17 protein-coding genes and 4 pseudogenes are annotated in these 16,665 nt (G+C 60.4%); 13 read left to right on the forward strand and 8 right to left on the reverse strand.

The window, feature by feature from the left end; genetic code table 11:
- Window positions 1-114, forward strand: a pseudogene (locus ACZYZ4_RS18715) (IS5/IS1182 family transposase); the annotation flags it as partial.
- A gap of 136 nt (window positions 115-250) precedes the next feature.
- Here the strand turns inward: ACZYZ4_RS18715 and ACZYZ4_RS18720 are convergent.
- Window positions 251-529: a glutaredoxin family protein gene (locus tag ACZYZ4_RS18720; protein WP_463863277.1), complete on the reverse strand. Its 279-nt coding sequence runs from the start codon at window positions 527-529 to the stop codon at window positions 251-253.
- A gap of 346 nt (window positions 530-875) precedes the next feature.
- Between ACZYZ4_RS18720 and ACZYZ4_RS18725 the strand changes: the two genes are divergently transcribed.
- The 4 genes from ACZYZ4_RS18725 to ACZYZ4_RS18740 all read left to right on the forward strand — a co-directional run bounded on the left by ACZYZ4_RS18725 (window position 876) and on the right by ACZYZ4_RS18740 (window position 5,228).
- Window positions 876-1,013 (forward strand): hypothetical protein, encoded by a 138-nt coding sequence (locus ACZYZ4_RS18725; protein WP_463863279.1) that lies wholly within the window; start codon window positions 876-878, stop codon window positions 1,011-1,013.
- A 593-nt stretch (window positions 1,014-1,606) separates the two neighbouring features.
- The gene (locus ACZYZ4_RS18730; RefSeq protein WP_463863281.1) at window positions 1,607-3,013 is read left to right on the forward strand and encodes a uracil-xanthine permease family protein; all 1,407 of its coding nucleotides are present in this window, start codon (window positions 1,607-1,609) and stop codon (window positions 3,011-3,013) included.
- A complete protein-coding gene (locus tag ACZYZ4_RS18735) occupies window positions 3,010-4,440 on the forward strand; it encodes an amidohydrolase family protein (protein WP_463863283.1) in 1,431 nt (476 codons plus the stop codon). The genes ACZYZ4_RS18730 and ACZYZ4_RS18735 overlap by 4 nt, the downstream gene beginning before the upstream one ends.
- A 77-nt stretch (window positions 4,441-4,517) precedes the next feature.
- Window positions 4,518-5,228, forward strand: a complete 711-nt coding sequence (locus tag ACZYZ4_RS18740; RefSeq protein WP_463863284.1) for a sulfite exporter TauE/SafE family protein — start codon at window positions 4,518-4,520, stop codon at window positions 5,226-5,228.
- Here ACZYZ4_RS18740 and ACZYZ4_RS18745 read toward each other — a convergent pair.
- Together ACZYZ4_RS18745 and ACZYZ4_RS18750 are read right to left on the reverse strand one after the other, a co-directional pair.
- The gene (locus tag ACZYZ4_RS18745) at window positions 5,199-5,987 is read right to left on the reverse strand and encodes a substrate-binding domain-containing protein (RefSeq protein WP_463863304.1); all 789 of its coding nucleotides are present in this window, start codon (window positions 5,985-5,987) and stop codon (window positions 5,199-5,201) included. The two genes, ACZYZ4_RS18740 and ACZYZ4_RS18745, sit on opposite strands and share 30 nt — an antisense overlap.
- A gap of 114 nt (window positions 5,988-6,101) precedes the next feature.
- Window positions 6,102-6,359: pseudogene (locus ACZYZ4_RS18750) on the reverse strand (LacI family DNA-binding transcriptional regulator); the annotation flags it as partial.
- An 861-nt stretch (window positions 6,360-7,220) separates the two neighbouring features.
- Between ACZYZ4_RS18750 and ACZYZ4_RS18755 the strand changes: the two are divergent.
- Both ACZYZ4_RS18755 and ACZYZ4_RS18760 read left to right on the forward strand, forming a co-directional pair.
- Window positions 7,221-7,301 (forward strand): annotated as a pseudogene (locus ACZYZ4_RS18755) (recombinase family protein); the annotation flags it as partial.
- Window positions 7,302-7,357: 56 nt separating this feature from the next.
- Window positions 7,358-7,503 (forward strand): annotated as a pseudogene (locus tag ACZYZ4_RS18760) (ATP-binding protein); the annotation flags it as partial.
- 54 nt (window positions 7,504-7,557) lie between these two features.
- Here the strand turns inward: ACZYZ4_RS18760 and ACZYZ4_RS18765 are convergent.
- From ACZYZ4_RS18765 to ACZYZ4_RS18775, 3 genes are all read right to left on the reverse strand, one after another.
- A complete protein-coding gene (locus ACZYZ4_RS18765) occupies window positions 7,558-8,145 on the reverse strand; it encodes a sigma-70 family RNA polymerase sigma factor (RefSeq protein WP_463863286.1) in 588 nt (195 codons plus the stop codon).
- 201 nt (window positions 8,146-8,346) lie between these two features.
- A complete protein-coding gene (locus ACZYZ4_RS18770) occupies window positions 8,347-8,598 on the reverse strand; it encodes a hypothetical protein (RefSeq protein ID WP_463863287.1) in 252 nt (83 codons plus the stop codon).
- 170 nt (window positions 8,599-8,768) lie between these two features.
- On the reverse strand, window positions 8,769-9,362 hold the full coding sequence (locus ACZYZ4_RS18775) for a TetR/AcrR family transcriptional regulator (RefSeq protein ID WP_463863288.1): 594 nt from the start codon (window positions 9,360-9,362) through the stop codon (window positions 8,769-8,771).
- Between the two features lie 782 nt (window positions 9,363-10,144).
- On the opposite strand from ACZYZ4_RS18775, the gene ACZYZ4_RS18780 reads away from it, so the two are divergent.
- Window positions 10,145-11,131 carry an IS30 family transposase gene (locus ACZYZ4_RS18780; protein WP_463863290.1) on the forward strand — a complete coding sequence of 329 codons (987 nt, stop codon included), beginning with the start codon at window positions 10,145-10,147 and terminating at the stop codon, window positions 11,129-11,131.
- Window positions 11,132-11,522: 391 nt separating this feature from the next.
- Here ACZYZ4_RS18780 and ACZYZ4_RS18785 read toward each other — a convergent pair whose 3' ends face one another.
- Entirely contained in the window at window positions 11,523-12,065 is a 543-nt protein-coding gene (locus tag ACZYZ4_RS18785; protein WP_463863292.1) for an HPP family protein, read from the reverse strand.
- 78 nt (window positions 12,066-12,143) lie between these two features.
- Here ACZYZ4_RS18785 and ACZYZ4_RS18790 point away from each other — a divergent pair, with 78 nt between their 5' ends.
- From ACZYZ4_RS18790 to ACZYZ4_RS18810, 5 genes are all read left to right on the forward strand, one after another.
- On the forward strand, window positions 12,144-12,701 hold the full coding sequence (locus ACZYZ4_RS18790; protein WP_463863294.1) for a CGNR zinc finger domain-containing protein: 558 nt from the start codon (window positions 12,144-12,146) through the stop codon (window positions 12,699-12,701).
- A gap of 629 nt (window positions 12,702-13,330) precedes the next feature.
- Window positions 13,331-14,239, forward strand: coding sequence for a factor-independent urate hydroxylase (pucL, locus tag ACZYZ4_RS18795; RefSeq protein WP_463863296.1), 909 nt, complete (start codon window positions 13,331-13,333; stop codon window positions 14,237-14,239).
- A gap of 75 nt (window positions 14,240-14,314) precedes the next feature.
- Window positions 14,315-14,701, forward strand: coding sequence for a hypothetical protein (locus ACZYZ4_RS18800; protein ID WP_463863297.1), 387 nt, complete (start codon window positions 14,315-14,317; stop codon window positions 14,699-14,701).
- Entirely contained in the window at window positions 14,605-15,279 is a 675-nt protein-coding gene (locus ACZYZ4_RS18805; RefSeq protein ID WP_463863299.1) for an RrF2 family transcriptional regulator, read from the forward strand. Before ACZYZ4_RS18800 ends, ACZYZ4_RS18805 begins: the two co-directional genes overlap by 97 nt.
- Before the next feature lie 11 nt (window positions 15,280-15,290).
- On the forward strand, window positions 15,291-16,031 hold the full coding sequence (locus tag ACZYZ4_RS18810) for an SDR family oxidoreductase (protein WP_463863300.1): 741 nt from the start codon (window positions 15,291-15,293) through the stop codon (window positions 16,029-16,031).
- A gap of 89 nt (window positions 16,032-16,120) precedes the next feature.
- Here the strand turns inward: ACZYZ4_RS18810 and ACZYZ4_RS18815 are convergent.
- Window positions 16,121-16,665 (reverse strand): alpha/beta fold hydrolase (locus tag ACZYZ4_RS18815; protein ID WP_463863302.1); only part of this gene is annotated, 545 nt, incomplete at its 5' end.

A 16,665-nucleotide genomic window follows, 5' to 3' on the forward strand; every position in this document is an offset into this window, starting at 1 on the left:
AAGCAATGGCGCGGCCTCGCCACCCGCTACGACAAGCTCGCTCTGACCTACCGCGGCGGAGTCGTCCTCCGCGCCATCACCATCTGGCTCAAGGAATTAGGAGACATGCCCTAGCTCAAAGGGGTCTGGCAGGGCTTCGTAAGGGTCCTCGAAGGGAACGTTGATAGTGCCTTCCGGGTTGGCATGGAGGCCAAACCAATCAGCATCGATAATTTGCCGGGGGCTGAGCGGGAACCGCTCCCCCACCCTCTCAGGCATGCTGCTTTGCTGCGCTGTGGCCCATGCCGGCCTGGACAAGCTTGTCCCGGCGCAGCCCTGACCAGTGGTCCTGGTCATCGGCATTGTTCACGACAACGGGCGCCTGGGAGTAGCCGAGCTCTACGGTGATGTACTCCAGCGCTGCCGGCACGTCGGTGATGTCCACGGCTGTGTAGCTGATGCCCTTGTCCTCGAAGTAGGCCTTGGTCCTGTCGCAGTTTGGGCATTCGGGTTTGGTGTAGACCGTGTATTCGGTGGGTGAGGAAGTCATTTCAGTACCTGGTTTCGTATCTCAATTAGTTTCGTTTGCCTCTCTGACTTGCTGCTTCAATTCTCACAATCATTCAACTGAATGAAAAGCTATTTTGCCCCTAAATTTAGGCATTTTCTGATTCATTTATTGACCAAAAACTAAGTCCCTGCACCGGTGGTCCGTCAGCTGAAAGGCGTTTAGCCCCGCGTCCGGCGCCGTCCCGCACAGTGCGTCGTCCACGGCCCATTTCTTCCTCGTCTTCTCCACCGAAGAGGCCCGCCAGCCGCCGGGACGCATAGAGCCAGCCATGAAAACAATTCGTTTTTGCACCATGTGTTCAGGGCTGCGGTTCGCGCCAAGGCATATGAATGACTCTTTTGCTCTCAGGTTCTACACCGCGTGCAACGTCTTCATGAAGGGGAAGCAACGGTACGACAACGGCGAGAATTTTCGCCGTGCCATCGCAGCCGTCGCGGAGGTGGTGTCCGTGTGGTTGTTGTGAGCCGCGGGGGACTCCGGCGGCTCACCCTTTAGCGCTCGAAGCCGTCACGGACGGGGCCAGTGCTGCATGGCTGCACATGGGTGGGCACGCCCGGCGCCTGGGGGTCCTGTCGGCCCGAGACTGGACGGGAAATGCAGGCTGTGGAGTTTGCGGTGCCGGGCAAGCGCCGGGTCAATTTCCTCATCCGTTGGTGAGGCCTCTTCCGCCGGTGGCGAGCGGAGTCTGCGTGGGGGTCTCTCAGGTCCAAGAATTTCCCACCGCACAACGCCCCGGCGCCGGGCGCCGGATCCAACCGTCGGGAGCGTGATCTGCACCATATCGGGCGTCCCGCGGAAGTAGTTATACCCCAGAGTGGAAAATCAATTCCATCATCCGGAGTAATTGTTGGGGGGCTTCTACCCTGTCTGGTCGACGCTGGCCTATTGACACGCCCCTGAGATCTCCGGCATACTCGTCCCAAATCGATTTGGGGTTAGCCAGAAGCGACCCCCGAACGGGTAAAGAGGCAGTTCCCTTCGGCGCAGCGGACGACGTCAGTTGTTCGGGTCTTACCGGACCACTGCAGCACGAACCCTGATTTTCAGGCTCATCAGATGACAGCCCTTCTTCGAGAGAAGTTACGCATCATGGAACGTAAAGATCTTCATCCTGTGGACGAGATTCCACCCCTTCGACGCCTTATCCCCCTGGGATTGCAACATGTGATGGTTATGGTTGCAACTCCACTGTCGGCAGTTATCCTCGTCAGTCAGACACTCCAACTATCCGACTCACTCACCACCAACCTGCTCAGTGCCACCTTCATCCTCTCCGGCTTGGGAACCCTGCTGCAGTCCTTCGGGCCATGGAAGATGGGCGCCAAGCTTCCGTTCGTTATGCTCCCGGGCGGCGCGCCGATCATCATGTTCCTCATGATTGCCCAGGAGCACGGCCTTCAGATGGCCACTGGTGCGGTGATCTTGACTGGTGTTTTCTATTTCCTGGTACTTCCGTTGTTCGCGAGGATGCTCAGATTCTTTCCAACCGTCGTCATCGGAACGATGATCGTCGTCATCGGAATCAATCTGGTGAAACACTCGGCCTTTCTCATCACGGGTCAGCCCAAAGCCGACGACTTTGGGCGTCTTGACTATCTCGCTCTCGGAGTCGCCACCATTGTCCTCATAGTGCTTTTTTACCGGTTCTTGCCCAAGTCCTGGCGGCCGGTCTCCGTCCTGCTGGGCATGGTGGGCGCGACTGCTATGGCAGCGCCGATGGGGCTTGCAAATTTCACTGGTATCGGACATGGCAGCATTGTTGCTCTTCCCCAGTTCCTGCCTTTCGGGCCTCCTGAGTTCGATCTGCTGGCCTCGCTGCCCTTGCTGATCTTCAGCATCGCCTCGATGGCAGAGGCCACCGGGCAAACCGTACTCAACGGTGAAGTGGTGGGTAAGGAAGTCATCGCCAAACGAGATGCGCCGAAAACAATCCGGGGCGACGCGCTCATGTCACTCCTGGGTGGATTGTTCGGAACCTCGCTCATTGTCACGAGCGGCGAGAACATTGGCATCGTAAAGGCAACGGGGGTCCGTTCTCGTTTCGTCACCGTCGCCGCCGGTTTCATTCTCATCCTTATAGGAATACTTGCTCCCGTTGGGCAGCTGATGGCTGCCATCCCTACGGCAGTCGTTGGCGGCACAGCCGTCATCGTCTTCTCGATCATCCTGGCCATGGGCATCCAGATGCTGCGCCGGGTGGATTTCCAAGACCACCGCAACACGATGATCGCGGCCGTGGCACTGTGCGCAGGCCTCATGCCCATCCTCGTGCCGGGCATGTACGACCAGCTGCCAGCGAACGCGCGCATTCTGCTGGGCAGTGGTGTCGCCATGACCGCGTTCGTGGGCGTCATCATGAACATTCTCTTCCTGCATCTGGGAAAAAGTCCCGCCGCTTCGGAGGAACCCCATGAAAACGAAATATCCCCACTCCCCAATAATCAAGTGAAAGATTCCCTATGAACACCCCGATAACCATAAAGCACCTAAACAGCGACGCGATGCTGCTCCTGCCGGAACTGCTTCTACTTCCCTCCGGACCTGTCCGCGACCATGGCGTGGTCGTTGCTGATGGGATCTTCCGCGAAGTCGGTCCCGCCTCAAGGCTCATCGCGGATAACCCCACGCTCTCGCCGGTCCACCTGGAGCATCATCTCCTGATGCCCGGATTCGTGGACACCCATCATCATCTGACTCAAAGCTTCGGCAAATCCATGGTCTGCGGCGAACCATCTGAAATTTTCCGGCGGCTCTGGGTGCCGCTCGAGCAACACCTCGACGAGGAGTCAATCTACATCGCGTCAAAGCTCGCCGCACTGGAATCCTTGCGCGGCGGCTTCACCACGGTATGCGATGCGGGAACCCGGGCGAGCGTTGATGTTGCCACAGTCGCCGCTGCAACCCAGGACGTCGGGCTACGCTGTGTACTCGGCTACATATGCAACGACGTGGCCCCGGACGGTTCCCTCATCGAGTACGGAACAGTCATGCGCGCCGCCGAGCGCCACCTTGGGCGCTGGAGCGCGGGATCCCTCGTGCACCCCTCGCTGGCAGTATCAATTCCCGAATCGGCCAGCGACGTTGTGCTGCGGGACACGTCTCGACTCGCCTACGAGGCCGGTGCCGTGTACCAGGTGCATCTCAACGAACACCTGGCGTCAGTTGAACGCTCCATTGAACGCTGCGGACTCCGGCCCCTGGAATACATGGACTCAGTCGGGGCGCTAGGTCCCCAGACTCTGGCTGCCCATGCGACGCTGCTCACGCCGTACGAACTCAGACGCTTGGAAGAAACGGATAGCGCAGTCAGCTACAACCCCGTCGCCAGTGCGTGGAAGGGAAACGCCGTCGCTCCAGCCCTGCATTTTGCAGACAGAATGATCAGATTTGGAATCGGCACCGACGGCACCAGAAGCGATGCCTTCAGGCTGCTCGACATTGCCGAACTGGCCCAGCGGCTGGCCTTTGGCCTTCAAACCGGCGATTCCTCCTGCGGCGGGGGCTGGACCTGGCTTCACCACGCCACACAGGGCGGCGCTGAAGCCGCAGGCCTCGGTACCGTCACCGGAGAGATAGCTGTCGGCAAATCAGCCGACTTCCTCGTCCTGGACTGGTCAGTCCCTGAGATGCAGCCGTCCTGGGACCCCACCTGGGAGCTTGTCCGATATGCCAACCGTGACCAGATCATGGCAGTCGTCGTCGCGGGCAAACTGCGGCTCTGGGAAGGATGGCCCGTGGACTGGGACGCCCGTGCGTTCATCCAGGAAGCTCAGGAAGTCGCACACCGCGTCATGGCAAAGGCGCCCGTTCAACGCCTGCATCCGACCGCCACCGAGCACCAAGTGCTGCGACAGCGGCGCAGGCTGGACACGCCAACTCCTGTTGGCTAAACCTCCGCGCGTCGCAGGGCGACTCCGTGGAGCTGCCACTGCGACGTTGCTGCAAGACAATCAACTGAAGGAACCAATTGAGCACAGAGATATTCATCCTAGTAGCGGTCACCGTAGCCATCGCATCCCTGGTCCAGGGAAGCACGGGAATGGGATTCGCGCTAATCGTGGCTCCAGTTGTGGGATTCTTTGAACCCCAGCTGCTGCCGGTGCTGCTGCTCGTTCTCATGCTCCCACTCAACGCCTATGTTGTCTGGCGGGAACGCCATGCGCTCGACCTGCATGGAGCGGGCTGGATCACGATCGGACGGGTGGCCGGAACCGTGGGTGGTTTCTGGGTGTTGGTGGCAATTCCCCCTTCGGGGTTGAGCCTGCTTATCGGCATTTCAACTATCGTTGCCGCACTTGTTTCTCTGGTTATGCCTTCCTTCAAAGCAGGCCGGGGCGCGCTGCTTGCCGTGGGTACCGTAACCGGGATTACCGAGACCGCCACCGGTATCGGAGGACCTCCCCTGGTCCTGGCATACCAGCACCACCATGCGTCCGTGCTCCGCTCAACTGTTGCATTCTGCTTCTTGGTCGGGGAGATCATGTCACTGGGGTTGCTCGCAGGAACCGGTAACGTCCGCATAGAACAGTTCCAGATGGCGCTGTACCTCCTGCCCGCACTCATTATCGGCGCTTTGGCGAGTGCAGCGATCCATCAGCGGCTCGGAGGCAAGCGCATGAGGACGATCGTGCTTAGTTTCGCCCTGGTGTCAGGAGTGGCTGTCCTGTTCCAAGGATGAAGGGTCAGGCAGAACGGAGGAAGCCCGAGGTATCAGCTCCGGGTCCGGACAGAGCAAGACATGCCGGGACCGATCACCTCTGCGGTGTTCCAGAAGAAGATTCACAGCAAGATCAGCGGCAACGGCCAGATTGAGATTGACGGCTGTCAAAGGAGGCGAGCATGTCTGCGCTCTTAACCCGTTGTAGCGGGTGACTACCCTTACATCCTCAGGAACTTTCCGGCCCAGTTCATGAAGACCGCGGACCACCCCAACGGCGAAGGCATCCACCAAAGCGCAGATACCGTCAACGCTAGGGTGCGATTTCAGGAGGGCAAGGCTGGCACGATATCCGCCGGCCTCGCCCTCCTCTTCGTTTAAACGAACGATCAGCGATTCAAGGCGGTACTCCGAAATGAAATCCGCATAAGCTCTGGCCACGTCAATGTATGAATGCCGGTGCTCGGAACCGACGAACAAGGCTATATGCCGTGCTCCCTGCTGGTAGAGATGCTCCAGCAGGAGTTTTCCCGTCTTATAGGACTGCATATCGATATAGGGGATCTCTGCCTCCGCACCAGGCTGACGGCCCAGACACACCACAGGAACTCCGAGAGCCCTCAAGCGGCCGGTGGCCGGATCGTTCTCCTTCGGCTCCACAACAACAGCACCGTCGATATCAAACTGTTCCAGTTCCAGTTGCTTTTGCACGGGGGGCACCAGAATCATGGCGAAACCGCTCATCAAGGCCGTTTCCGCCGCAGATGCCGCGACTTCCATAAAGAATCCCAGCTTCGAGGGACCGGCCGCCACGGAGGCGGGCATCGACGCCACAAGGCCAAGCGTCTGGGCACTACCTGCTCGAAGCCGCTGTGCTCTGACACTCGGCCGGTATCCCAGTTCCTTCGCCGCCAGGTGAACTCTCGCCTTGGTACCGGGGTCGACGTAGCCCCTGTTATTCAGCGCGTGCGACACAGTTGTCCGGGAGACGGCGGCCGCACGGGCGACGTCAGTAATCGTGGGACGCTTCTCCGAACCCAATCTATCCCTCCAACGCCCTGCCTGTGTTCGAACATTACCATGCACCAGATGCACGCTCCCCGAACCAAAGGCGGTGGGACGGTCGCAGGCCTGAACGCGAAAACGACCCATATCTTTAGTCCTGCTCGATCACAGCCGTGATGGCGGGGCGTGGACGTTCCGGACAGTGTCCAGCACGTGGAGAGTTGGCGCGGGGATGCTTCACCGGTGGGAAGAATCGTGATGCACTCGAGATGCCTTCCGGTCCGCAGGCGTCCAGTTCCCGGCAGGATCCTTCGATAGGAACAAACGTCGCGAAGTGCTCCCATCTGGGTGACCTGCATTGGTTTTGGCTTGGGGAAACGTATAGCAACATCATCAAGAAGCCGCCACGGCGCAGTCACGTGGTCTGGCCACCTTGTATGCTCAGCCCATGAGTGCAGGGGCTGTTGCTGACGATCTGTTGAGTGGTCCCAGAGGGCGGCGCTTCTGCTTGAGCATTCTCACGTCCGCGCGAACCGAAATGTGGACATTGGCCGTTCGCTCTGCCATGTCGCCCGGGGATAACGCTCTTCTGGATGAGCTGACCGAAGCATTGGGTAGCCCTGACTCGCTGGCTGTTGCGGCGGCTTCCGGGGATCGTGATTTGCTGGCCGGATTCGCGGAAGCAGTGGATAGCGCCCGCTACTGGCAGGAGCCTGACGAGACGGATGTGTTGTTGATGCGGCCGCCCGTTCGTGCAGCCCTCATCCCGGTGGCGGACGTGCTTTCCAATTCCATTGCGGCCTGGTGGTGGGCATTGCACTTCGTATCGCGACCGAGTGAGCGCGGGGGTCGACTGTTCCAATTCCTTGGAACCGGGACACCCCGGTGGAACGCGCCCCCGCTGCTCGGGATCCGCGGAATATCGCGTAACCTGGCTGTCCCGTTTGTTGGCCCACAAGTCCCGCCATAATCACCCGTCACCGCTGAAACATTCGGTACGGTGCCCGGATGGACATTGGGTATGCGCGTGTATCGACGGCGAAGCAGGAACTGACCCGGCAGCTGGATGCCCTGGCGGCCGCCGGCGTTGATCCCGCACACATCCATGTCGATAGGAAGTCCGGAGCCACCACCCCCCGTCCAGGTGCTACATCGGGGACTCAGGAACCGGCAAATCCCACCTTCTCATCGGTCTCGGCACGGCCGCCGCGGAAAAAGGATTCAGGGTCAGATACACCCTGGCACCAGGCTGGTAAACGAGCTGGTCGAGGCCGAAGACGAAAAGGTCCTGCACTGCTGAGGGGCCAGATTATCCATGGGCTTAGCCGCGCCAGGTGTCCCCTGGCTATACAGCTTCGAGTTGCGTCCTGAGCCTTTGGAGGCCATCCCTGATTCTGGATTTGATCGTGGGCAGCGGTACACAGAGCTTCACGGAGATCTCCCGGTAGGTCAACGAACCGAAATAGGCAAGGACAATGGATTCGCGCTGCAGATTCGATAGGCATGCCAACGAAGCGACGAGGATCCGGGCGTCCATCTTGTCTGCCACGGAATCGTGTACGCCGTCGTAAACGCTCGGCTCGGTCACTGCCCATCGATGGTCACGGTCGCGGCTACTTTGGTTTGCCCGTACTTTGTCGACTGCCCTTCGGTGGGCGATGGTCATCAGCCAGGCCGTCGGAGTGCCAGTGGCCGGCAGGTATTTCGCTGCGTCCTGCCAGACGACGATGAATATTTCCTGGACCACTTCCTCGCTGAGCTCCCGGTCAATGATGACGCGCTGGACCAATCCTGTGACCCGTCGGGATGTCCGGCGGTAGAACTCACTGAATGCCTGATGATCGCCCTGTGCTGTGCGCAGCAGCAGACCGGCAAGAAAGTCCCGTGCCTGGTCGGTCGGAGGTGGAACATTCTGCTCAGCCAAACGGTTCATGGAGCCCTTCAGATATGAGACCGACAACCAAGGGAACAGAGGACGGCCACCGCGAGAGTGCCTGCCTACCGTCCCGGAACAGTCGGCGTTTCAACCTCGAGGTGCAGGTCGGTGTCACACGTTGGGCACCAGGGACGTTTTCCCCGTGGCTATGCGCGTCCAGGGGAACGTAACTGCTTGACGCTGTTGCCATGGCGGGGTTCAGACCCGGGCCCGGTAGCTGGTCAGGATGTAGTCCGCGGCCGCCGGTCCCTTCATGCGCAGGCCTTGTCCGGGACCGGTCCGCTGGCTCATTGCTTCCCAGAAGACGTGTTCTGCCTGTGGCGTGTTTTGGGATACGAAGCACCAGCTGGTGTACAGCCCATAAAAGGAGTCCCCGTCAAGAGTCGCGTCGGATTCCGGGTCGCGGTAAGTGGCTTCCTGGAGGAACTGGTCGAACTGCGAATATGCCATGATGGCTCTTTTCAACAAGGTGCGGTGTCCGCCGTTTGGCTACAGCGGGCTCAAAACTCGGCGCCCTGCACAAGGACGCTAAGCGGAACCGCCAGATCATTGTCCGGCGGAGAAACAGAAGGTGAGGCAGAATCAGCTACTTCCCGGCGCGGGGGCCGGAAGAGCGCGTGTCAGGCGTGGTTGTGGCTTCGGTTGCTGGCCTTCGCCAGGCCGCTACCGGCCAGAGCGGCGACGCCCCCGTGGTCGGAGATGAGGGAAAAGGCCATACGTTTGGCAAACACGGCTGCCTCTCGGTCTCCTTCGACCGCTGAGATAATGGATCCCTTCGTCAGGATGTGGCAGGAGCGGGCAAAAACGTCCGGATGGTCGAGACCCGCCTCTGCGGCGAGAGTTCGCATGAAGGCCCTTACTTCGGCCAGATAGCTGATGGATGCCTCTCCTAGGGGATGGGTGGGGCCCATTTCCAGCATGGTGCTCACGAAGGCGCAGGCCTGGAAGTCATCCCGGCGAAACCACCCGTCCAGAACATCGAAAATGGCCAGTAGCTGGGCCGTTGGGTCCTCAGACCTCCTTCTGCATTCAGCGATGATCTGCTCGACAGTAAGGTCCTGATGGCAACGTTCCAGAAAGGCTAGGACCAACTCATCCTTGGAGGTGAAGTGTCCATAGAACGTGGCCTTGGCGACCCCTGCGCGCAAAATTAGCTCAGCTACGCCGACATCGCGGATGCCACGCTGCGCGAACAACTCGTAGCCGGCAGCCAATATGCGCTCCCGCGCGCCAACGGAAGACGGCCGTGAAGTGGCAGAGGTGCCAATCGAGTCAGTTAAAGAGCTCTGAGCGTGTTCCATCACCAGCAGACACTACACTCAAACCAGACAGACCGGTCAGTACGGCGTTGGAAGACCGAGCCGCTTCCGGACCCTACCCGCTGCCGCCGGACTCCGCTCATCGTCCTGGTGGCACCCCGCACTGTCGAACCGACCGCATCAAGCTTTTTCCCCCCCTTGCTGGACTTCATCGATATTGACGAGGTCTACCGCCGGCAAATTTTCATACCCAGTTAACGCAGCAGGCGCTCGCGTCGTGGATAGCTCGCACCATCGCTCCGACCCGGCCGAGTTCCGAACGCGTGAGCGGATCCGAATCGAGCGCAAGTCGCTCGGGAATGAACTCGGTGACTTGCCCACCCTGCGCGTCTTGGCCGTGGGCAGAGGAAACATCGACACCCGCCTCCCGAACTGCTGTCAGGAGGGCGAGGACACGGGGGGTGGCATCGGTCCAAGGTGCGGACGATCGACCTAACACGGACGACAACGCCGCTGGCATTGTCTCAGTTGAGTAATTGCTCGTCTTCCACAGCGAAAGACTAGCTTGCGAAAGTCGGCTGCCCATAAGCCGGTCGATCACCGTGCCGCGGAAGCCCGCCGACGCAGCTGTCATTTTCCGAAGTCGTCTACACGAAATGTCCAAAGTCGTCTGCACGGCCCACCACATGTCCGTATGGGGAACCTTGGGTTCTTGCGGTGATTGCAACACTTAGCGGATGGGTGTTGTTGTGGCGAGGTATTCGATTTACGTAAGACCGGATTTGCTGCAGGTGTTTTGGGCCGGGATGCAGGCCGGTGATTTCATCACGGATGCTGTGGTGCCGATCAATACGAGCAGGCGGACTGGGCGCCGTGTCCTGGCGGAGGCCGGGGGTGTCAGGCCTCGTCGCGGCCGGGATCTGAAGGGCCGGTGCCTGACCTTCGCCCAGCGTGAAGAGATCGCGGTGCTGCGCGCCCAGGGAAGCTCCCTAAGGGCGATCGGGGCCCTGATCGACAGATCGNTCGCAGGACGCCTGCAGGTTGAGTTCCCCGATGAGCCGGAGATGAGGGTGTCACCCGAGACGATCTACCAGTCCCTGTACGTGCAGTCCCGCGGGGCACTCAACCGTGATCTGACCGCGTGCCTGCGCACCGGGCGGGCGGTCAGGCAGCCCTGCAGGAAAGCCGGTCAGCGGAAGAACCGGATCCCGGGCATGATCAACATTTCCGAACGTCCTCCCGAGGTTCAGGACCGTGCCATGCCAGGGCATTGGGAGGGGGACTTAATCATCGGCAAGGGGAACCAGTCCGCGATCGGGACCCTGGTGGAACGGACCACTAACTACACGATGCTCGTGCACCTGCCGGACGGGTACAGGGCCGAGCAGATCCGTGATGCGCTGGTCGCGAAGATCAAGACGCTTCCCGAGGCGCTGCGGCATTCCCTGACCTGGGATCAGGGCATCGAGATGCAGGACTGGAAAACCGTGAAGATGGACACCGGCATCGACATCTACTTCTGCGACCCGCACTCGCCCTGGCAGCGCGGCATCAATGAAAACACGAATGGCCTGCTCCGCCAGTATTTCCCCAAGGGCACGGACCTGGGCATCCACAGCCAGGCAGACCTCGACTGGGTTGCCCAGGAACTCAACGACCGGCCACGCAAAAGACTAGAGTTCAAAAAACCGATCGAACTGATCGAAGGCCTCCTGTTGCAATGACCGCCTGAATCCGCCGAACCCTGAACGGGCGGACAGCAAAAGGAAAAACGGCACACGCCTTCTGCGCTCCAACTCGGTTTCGTCTCCGCCGAATCATTGCCGTCAGCTGGAACGGTACCAGCAAGTCTCGCCCACCGGGAAGCTGCGGCCCAACGGTGAAAAGCTCATTTCCCGGTAAACGCTCCGATTGCGGCTGCGTCGTGGCGGACTTGGTCCAGCATCGACACCGAGGACCGTGGCGGAAGCGTCCGACAAGGGGTGTGACTATTAGTTGCGAACGGCGGTTTTTCACAGCTTAGTCCCGGGTGTATCCACACTCGCGACACGGGGGACCCGAAAGTCCGTTGGCCCCATGTCGGTGTCTCTGCAGTGGTCAGCTGCGGTGTCCTCGTCAGATCCAATAGGTCGGGTAGTTGGCTCCGCGTAGCTCAGATCTGAGGATTCCAAAACCGACGAGGATGCACGCGGCGATGCCGGCGCACACCACGAAGGAAACCTGTCCCGTCGTGGCCATGGTACCGATGACTGCGGTGGCGGCCGCCGGTGAATGAGGCATCCTCAACAGCAGCATCGCCCCTATGGCTAGACCGCCGGCAATCGCGGCAGCCCAGATCGAATGGCTGACCAGCCCCGTGCCGACACCGACCAAGGCGGAAACGACCTGGCCGCCGATCACGTTCCGGGGCTGGGAGAGGGGCAATTGGGGGGCCCCGGCCACGAGTGCCATGGACGCGGCCATCGGAGGGATGAGCAGGAGGTGGCCCGACAGCTTACCCAGCAGTACGAGGCAGACCAGGGCGGCCACGCTGGTAAGGGTCGCTACAACGAGGGTTGCCGCCGGAAGCCGGCCAGGAGCTTGGGAGGACCAGCGTGAACGGGGTTTGGGGGGATCGACGGTTGCGGCAGTTGATAGGGCAGGACTCGTAGCGGGCATAATTTCTCCTGACGTTGCTAATGCTATAGATCGCTTAGAACGTTAGCAGAAGGCCTCTGAAGGTGGAAGAATGAAGGTATGACCCAACAGCAGCTCGTCACCGGACAACGGCTGGCCCTGGATCTGGTGAACAGCACCTACATCGAAGGAGGAACCCGCGGGCGGCTGGTTGACTCGATTAATTCCTCGGAGCTGTTGCAGGACTGGTGCGCACAACGAGCAGATGAGCTAGCACCCGCCGGTCAGTTGGGGAAGCTCGATGACGAGGACCTGGACCACGTCCGCGGACTGCGGGCAGCGATCAGACGCGCCTTGGATGCCCTGCTGTACGACCATCAGATTGACCCAGACGACGCCCAGACTGTGTCAGACAATGCAGCGCGGGCCCACCGGATCGTGGCGCTCTCCCCTAACCTCGAGATGCGTTATGACTGGTCGGAATTCGACTTCGGGACACGAGTGATCACGCTGATCGCGGAGGACGCTGTCTCCCTGCTTGCAGGGAGGGCCGCGGGAGTCCATGCGTGCCAGGCCCCAGGATGCATCATGTACTTCGTCCCCACCACAGAGCGGCGGCGGTGGTGCAGCACGAAATGCGGCAACAGGGCCCGTGTCGCCCGACACCAACGAAGTTGAAGCCACAAAGGGACCTGCTGGTAGCTGCTCTCCCCGACTCCTGACGTATTCAACGCTGCGAGGCAGGTACTCGCGAACCTGGTCTCGACAACGAGGTGTCCCATGTCCTTATGGAGGGGAACTTCTCGTTAGAGGAACGCTATACGGGCGGGATGCCCCTCAGGAAGGTCCAACGGGACAGATTCGCCGCAGCATGTTGTCCCGAACGAGGACAAAACGGCACCGTCGTGAGGATCGCGAACCAGCACATGGTCCCTGCGCCCATCCACACCACGATCCACCACGCCCTGAGCATCTTGACAAGGGCTAAGCACTAGGAAGAAAGGCCCCCTCCGGTTCCGGCTAAACCGCGACGCCAGGTTAGGCGCCTTTGCGGGCGCAAGCCGCCCTTGATCAGTCACAATTCGCGGACAGACCTCCGGCTGCGTTCATCAGGGCCGGGGCCGTGTAGCATTCCTGTATAACGTGACGCAAGTCACGAGACCTGAGAGCAGCAGGCAGGGTCGTAATGAGCTGGCATCGATCGATGTCGGCTTTTTTGTGGTCGGACTAGATCATCAGCCATGTGTAACGCACATCCATCTGTCTTTCGGATCTTTTTTCCGCAATACGGAAGTTGAGAAACGGCTATGAGCAGCAACATCACCCTCGGCCACAACCAGTACGGAAAGGCCGAAGTCCGGGTCGTCAAAATCACCCGCGACACAGACCGCCACGAGATAGAGGACCTGAACGTCACCTCGCAGCTGCGCGGCGACTTCGAGGCCGCCCACCGCGAGGGCGACAACGCCCACGTGGTGGCAACGGACACCCAGAAGAACACCATCTACGCCTTTGCCCGTGAAGGCGTCGGCTCCCCCGAAGCTTTCCTCCTGCGCCTCGGCGAGCACTTCACCTCCAGCTTCGACTGGGTCACCGGCGGCCGCTGGGAAGCCGAGTCCTACAGCTGGGACCGGATCCAGGCGCACGGCTCCGAACACGACCATTCCTTCGTGCGCAACGGCCAGGAAGTCCGCACCGCCGTCCTGGTCCGCGACGGCGCCGCAACGCACCTGATCTCCGGACTCAAGGACCTGACCGTCCTGAAGACCACGCAGTCCGGCTTTGTGGGCTACCCCAAGGACAGATACACCACCCTCCCGGAAACCACAGACCGCATCCTGGCCACCGACGTTTCCGCCCGCTGGCGATACAAGACCGGGACGGACTTGAGCACCCTGGACTTCAAGAAGAGCTACGAGGACGTCAAGGGCCTCCTGCTCGAGGGGTTCACCGAGAAATATTCCCACGCCCTGCAGCAGACGCTGTTCGACATGGGCACCAAGGTCCTGGAAGCCCACAGCGAGATCGACGAGATCAAGTTTTCCATGCCCAACAAGCACCACTTCCTGGTGGACCTCTCGCCGTTCGGGCTCGACAACCCCAACGAGGTCTTCTTCGCAGCCGACCGGCCATACGGCCTGATCGAGGCCACGGTCCAGCGCGACGACGCCACGCCGGCGGACATCGCCTGGTCCGGCATCGCCGGGTTCTGCTAAAAACGCCGGCTACAGCCAGCAGCTACCGGGTCCCCTTCGCCTGAGCGGAGGGTCCCGGTACCGAAAGGAATGAGTATGGACCAAAACCTCCCGGGAACGGTGAATGACACCGAAGCCCCAATGGACGCCGCACACCGTGAAGCCCACATCATCCCCGGCAGCTTCGAAACAACCAACGAGGAACCCGGCCAACCTGTTTCCGGTGACGGCTCAGTCGAGGCGGATGCTACTACTGCGGTCAAGGCACCCCGAATCTCGAAACGGTGGAAGGAATGCTTCAAAGTAGGTGAGCACGTCAGCTTTATCGCCGAAGGAATCAAAGGAACCGGGACAATAGACGCCTTGATGCCGGACAATTCCGTCTTATGGATCTGGGCAGACGGTGGCCTGGGCCGCCGGATGCTCCACCCGGGAAGAGGCACCTCCATCCAGACAAACAGGCCAGCACTGGAATTGGCCTAGCCCAGCAGGACCCGAAGTGCAGCGGCAGAGGTGACCGCTGCAAAGGAAATACTCGTCGACTCCGTCTGACCAAGAGCAATATCCAAACCTCACAGCTCGTTCCAGCTCAAGCTGGCCTTGTTGTGTTGGAGCGACTGGGTGAAGGTCACCCCGTCCCAAATTCGACCTTGGCTGAGGTGTACGGCCTCTCTCCGACGTACTTGAATAAGCACCTTCAGGCCCTATCACGGCACGGCTTGCTGATATCGACCCCCGGTTCCGCCGGAGGATTCTCCCTATCACGGCCCGCAGCTAAAATCACCCTCGCTGATGTTGTGGAGGCGCTCGATGGAGATGAACCAATATTCCGCTGCACGGAGATCCGGTGTGATGGATTGTTCCACGCACGCTCGGCCGAGATTCGGGCGAGTGGATCGTGTGGCATCGCTGCGGCCATGTGGCAGGCCGAGCGGTCCTGGCGATCGAGCTTGGCTACCGTGTCGATCAGTGATCTCGCCGGTGGCGTTGACGCGCTCAGCGGCCAGAAACTAAACGAATTCGTAGAAGATAAGAACTGGAAAGTTGGTCGTGACATATGAGGATCGCAGTATTGGGAGCTACCGGAACCGCCGGCACGCGCACGGTGAGCCTGCTTGCGAAGGAGGGGATTTCCGCGGTGGCAGTATCGCGTTCGAACGGCATAGATCTCATCACCGGTGAGGGACTGAGCGAAGCTCTGCGCGGGGTCGATGTGGTGATTGACGCCTCCAATGCCTTCCCTCAGGACGACAGGATGGGACTGCATGAGGCGCTCACATCAGCGACCCGGAACGTTGTGAAAAATTGCGCCGACCAAGGGGTGGGCCACCTGGTATTCCTATCCATCGCCGGAATAGAAGACACGGTCTTTGACGAATTCCCCTACTATGCGGCAAAGCGTGCGCAAGAGGGAATCGTTGACGAGAGCCCTATTCGCTCAACCATCGTGAAGTCCACGCAGTGGCACGAATTCGCGGCAAACCCGGCAGCAGTCACCTTCCTGGACGACGAAGTCCTCGTCGAGGACTGGCTCATTCAGCCAGTGGCCGCGGACACCGTCGCAGGCGTTCTCGTGGAAACGGCCCTCAATGCCCCCGGCTCCGTAGTCAAAACCATCACAGGGCCCGAAAAGATCCGACTTCCTGAACTCACCTCCCGCATGCTAGCCCGGAGTGGGGACCCCCGGAACGTCCGGGCAGTGGCTCCCGCCTTGGATGCGCTCTCCGAGGGCGTACTGCTTGCTCCCGCCCACGCCACGGCATTAGGACCCGATATCAGCACCTGGTTAGCGTCACTGCATACGGAAGTGTGAGAGCGCCGATTCCACCGGAACCTCTATGACCACACGGCGGTGTCTCTTGGGGAACCTCTACCGAGCCATCGCGTCATGCACTTGTCCTGCTAGCTAGGGAGTTGGTGGCGGGGACGATTGCCGGCCGTCGTTTGCAGTGCTCCGAAGAAGGCGCTGATGCAGGCAGCAACAGCGCCGGGTTCTTCTTTTGCCATGAAGTGTCCACCGTGCGGCAGCACCTCAAATGAACGGATGTCGGTGTAACACCGCTCGGCCAACGACCGCGGGTATCCCAGGTCCCCTTGAGCGACACCGATCCCCGCCGGCACACGGACGATCGGCCGTTCTGCACGGTGCCGGAAGTCGTAATACGAGAGGAACGACGAGCCAATGCTCTGAGTGAACCAGTACAGGGAGACAGTGGTTAGCAGGTCGTCGCGCGCGAACTTCTCCTCCAACGTCTGAACATCTGCCCCGCTGCTACGGTCGCTCCACGCTCGAAACTTTTCCACGATCCACGCTGCCAATCCTGCTGGCGAGTCGTTGAGTGCAGCGGCGAGAGTATCCGGGCGGGTCGATTGGATGCCCTGGTAGCCGACCTCTCCCTCCCACTCCTTATCCAGCCATCTGATGAAAGCGGTCTCGGCCTCTGTAG

Source organism: Pseudarthrobacter adonitolis (genome assembly GCF_055412845.1).

Excerpts from the sequence above, each read along its gene's own strand:
- ACZYZ4_RS18720 (WP_463863277.1), bottom strand. The coding sequence starts at position 529 with ATGACTTCCTCACCCACCGAATACACGGTCTACACCAAACCCGAATGC.
- ACZYZ4_RS18725 (WP_463863279.1), top strand. The coding sequence starts at position 876 with ATGAATGACTCTTTTGCTCTCAGGTTCTACACCGCGTGCAACGTCTTC.
- ACZYZ4_RS18730 (WP_463863281.1), top strand. The coding sequence starts at position 1,607 with ATGACAGCCCTTCTTCGAGAGAAGTTACGCATCATGGAACGTAAAGAT.
- ACZYZ4_RS18735 (WP_463863283.1), top strand. The coding sequence starts at position 3,010 with ATGAACACCCCGATAACCATAAAGCACCTAAACAGCGACGCGATGCTG.
- ACZYZ4_RS18745 (WP_463863304.1), bottom strand. The coding sequence starts at position 5,987 with ATGGAAGTCGCGGCATCTGCGGCGGAAACGGCCTTGATGAGCGGTTTC.
- ACZYZ4_RS18765 (WP_463863286.1), bottom strand. The coding sequence starts at position 8,145 with ATGAACCGTTTGGCTGAGCAGAATGTTCCACCTCCGACCGACCAGGCA.
- ACZYZ4_RS18770 (WP_463863287.1), bottom strand. The coding sequence starts at position 8,598 with ATGGCATATTCGCAGTTCGACCAGTTCCTCCAGGAAGCCACTTACCGC.
- ACZYZ4_RS18785 (WP_463863292.1), bottom strand. The coding sequence starts at position 12,065 with ATGCCCGCTACGAGTCCTGCCCTATCAACTGCCGCAACCGTCGATCCC.
- ACZYZ4_RS18790 (WP_463863294.1), top strand. The coding sequence starts at position 12,144 with ATGACCCAACAGCAGCTCGTCACCGGACAACGGCTGGCCCTGGATCTG.
- pucL (WP_463863296.1), top strand. The coding sequence starts at position 13,331 with ATGAGCAGCAACATCACCCTCGGCCACAACCAGTACGGAAAGGCCGAA.
- ACZYZ4_RS18800 (WP_463863297.1), top strand. The coding sequence starts at position 14,315 with ATGGACCAAAACCTCCCGGGAACGGTGAATGACACCGAAGCCCCAATG.
- ACZYZ4_RS18805 (WP_463863299.1), top strand. The coding sequence starts at position 14,605 with ATGGATCTGGGCAGACGGTGGCCTGGGCCGCCGGATGCTCCACCCGGG.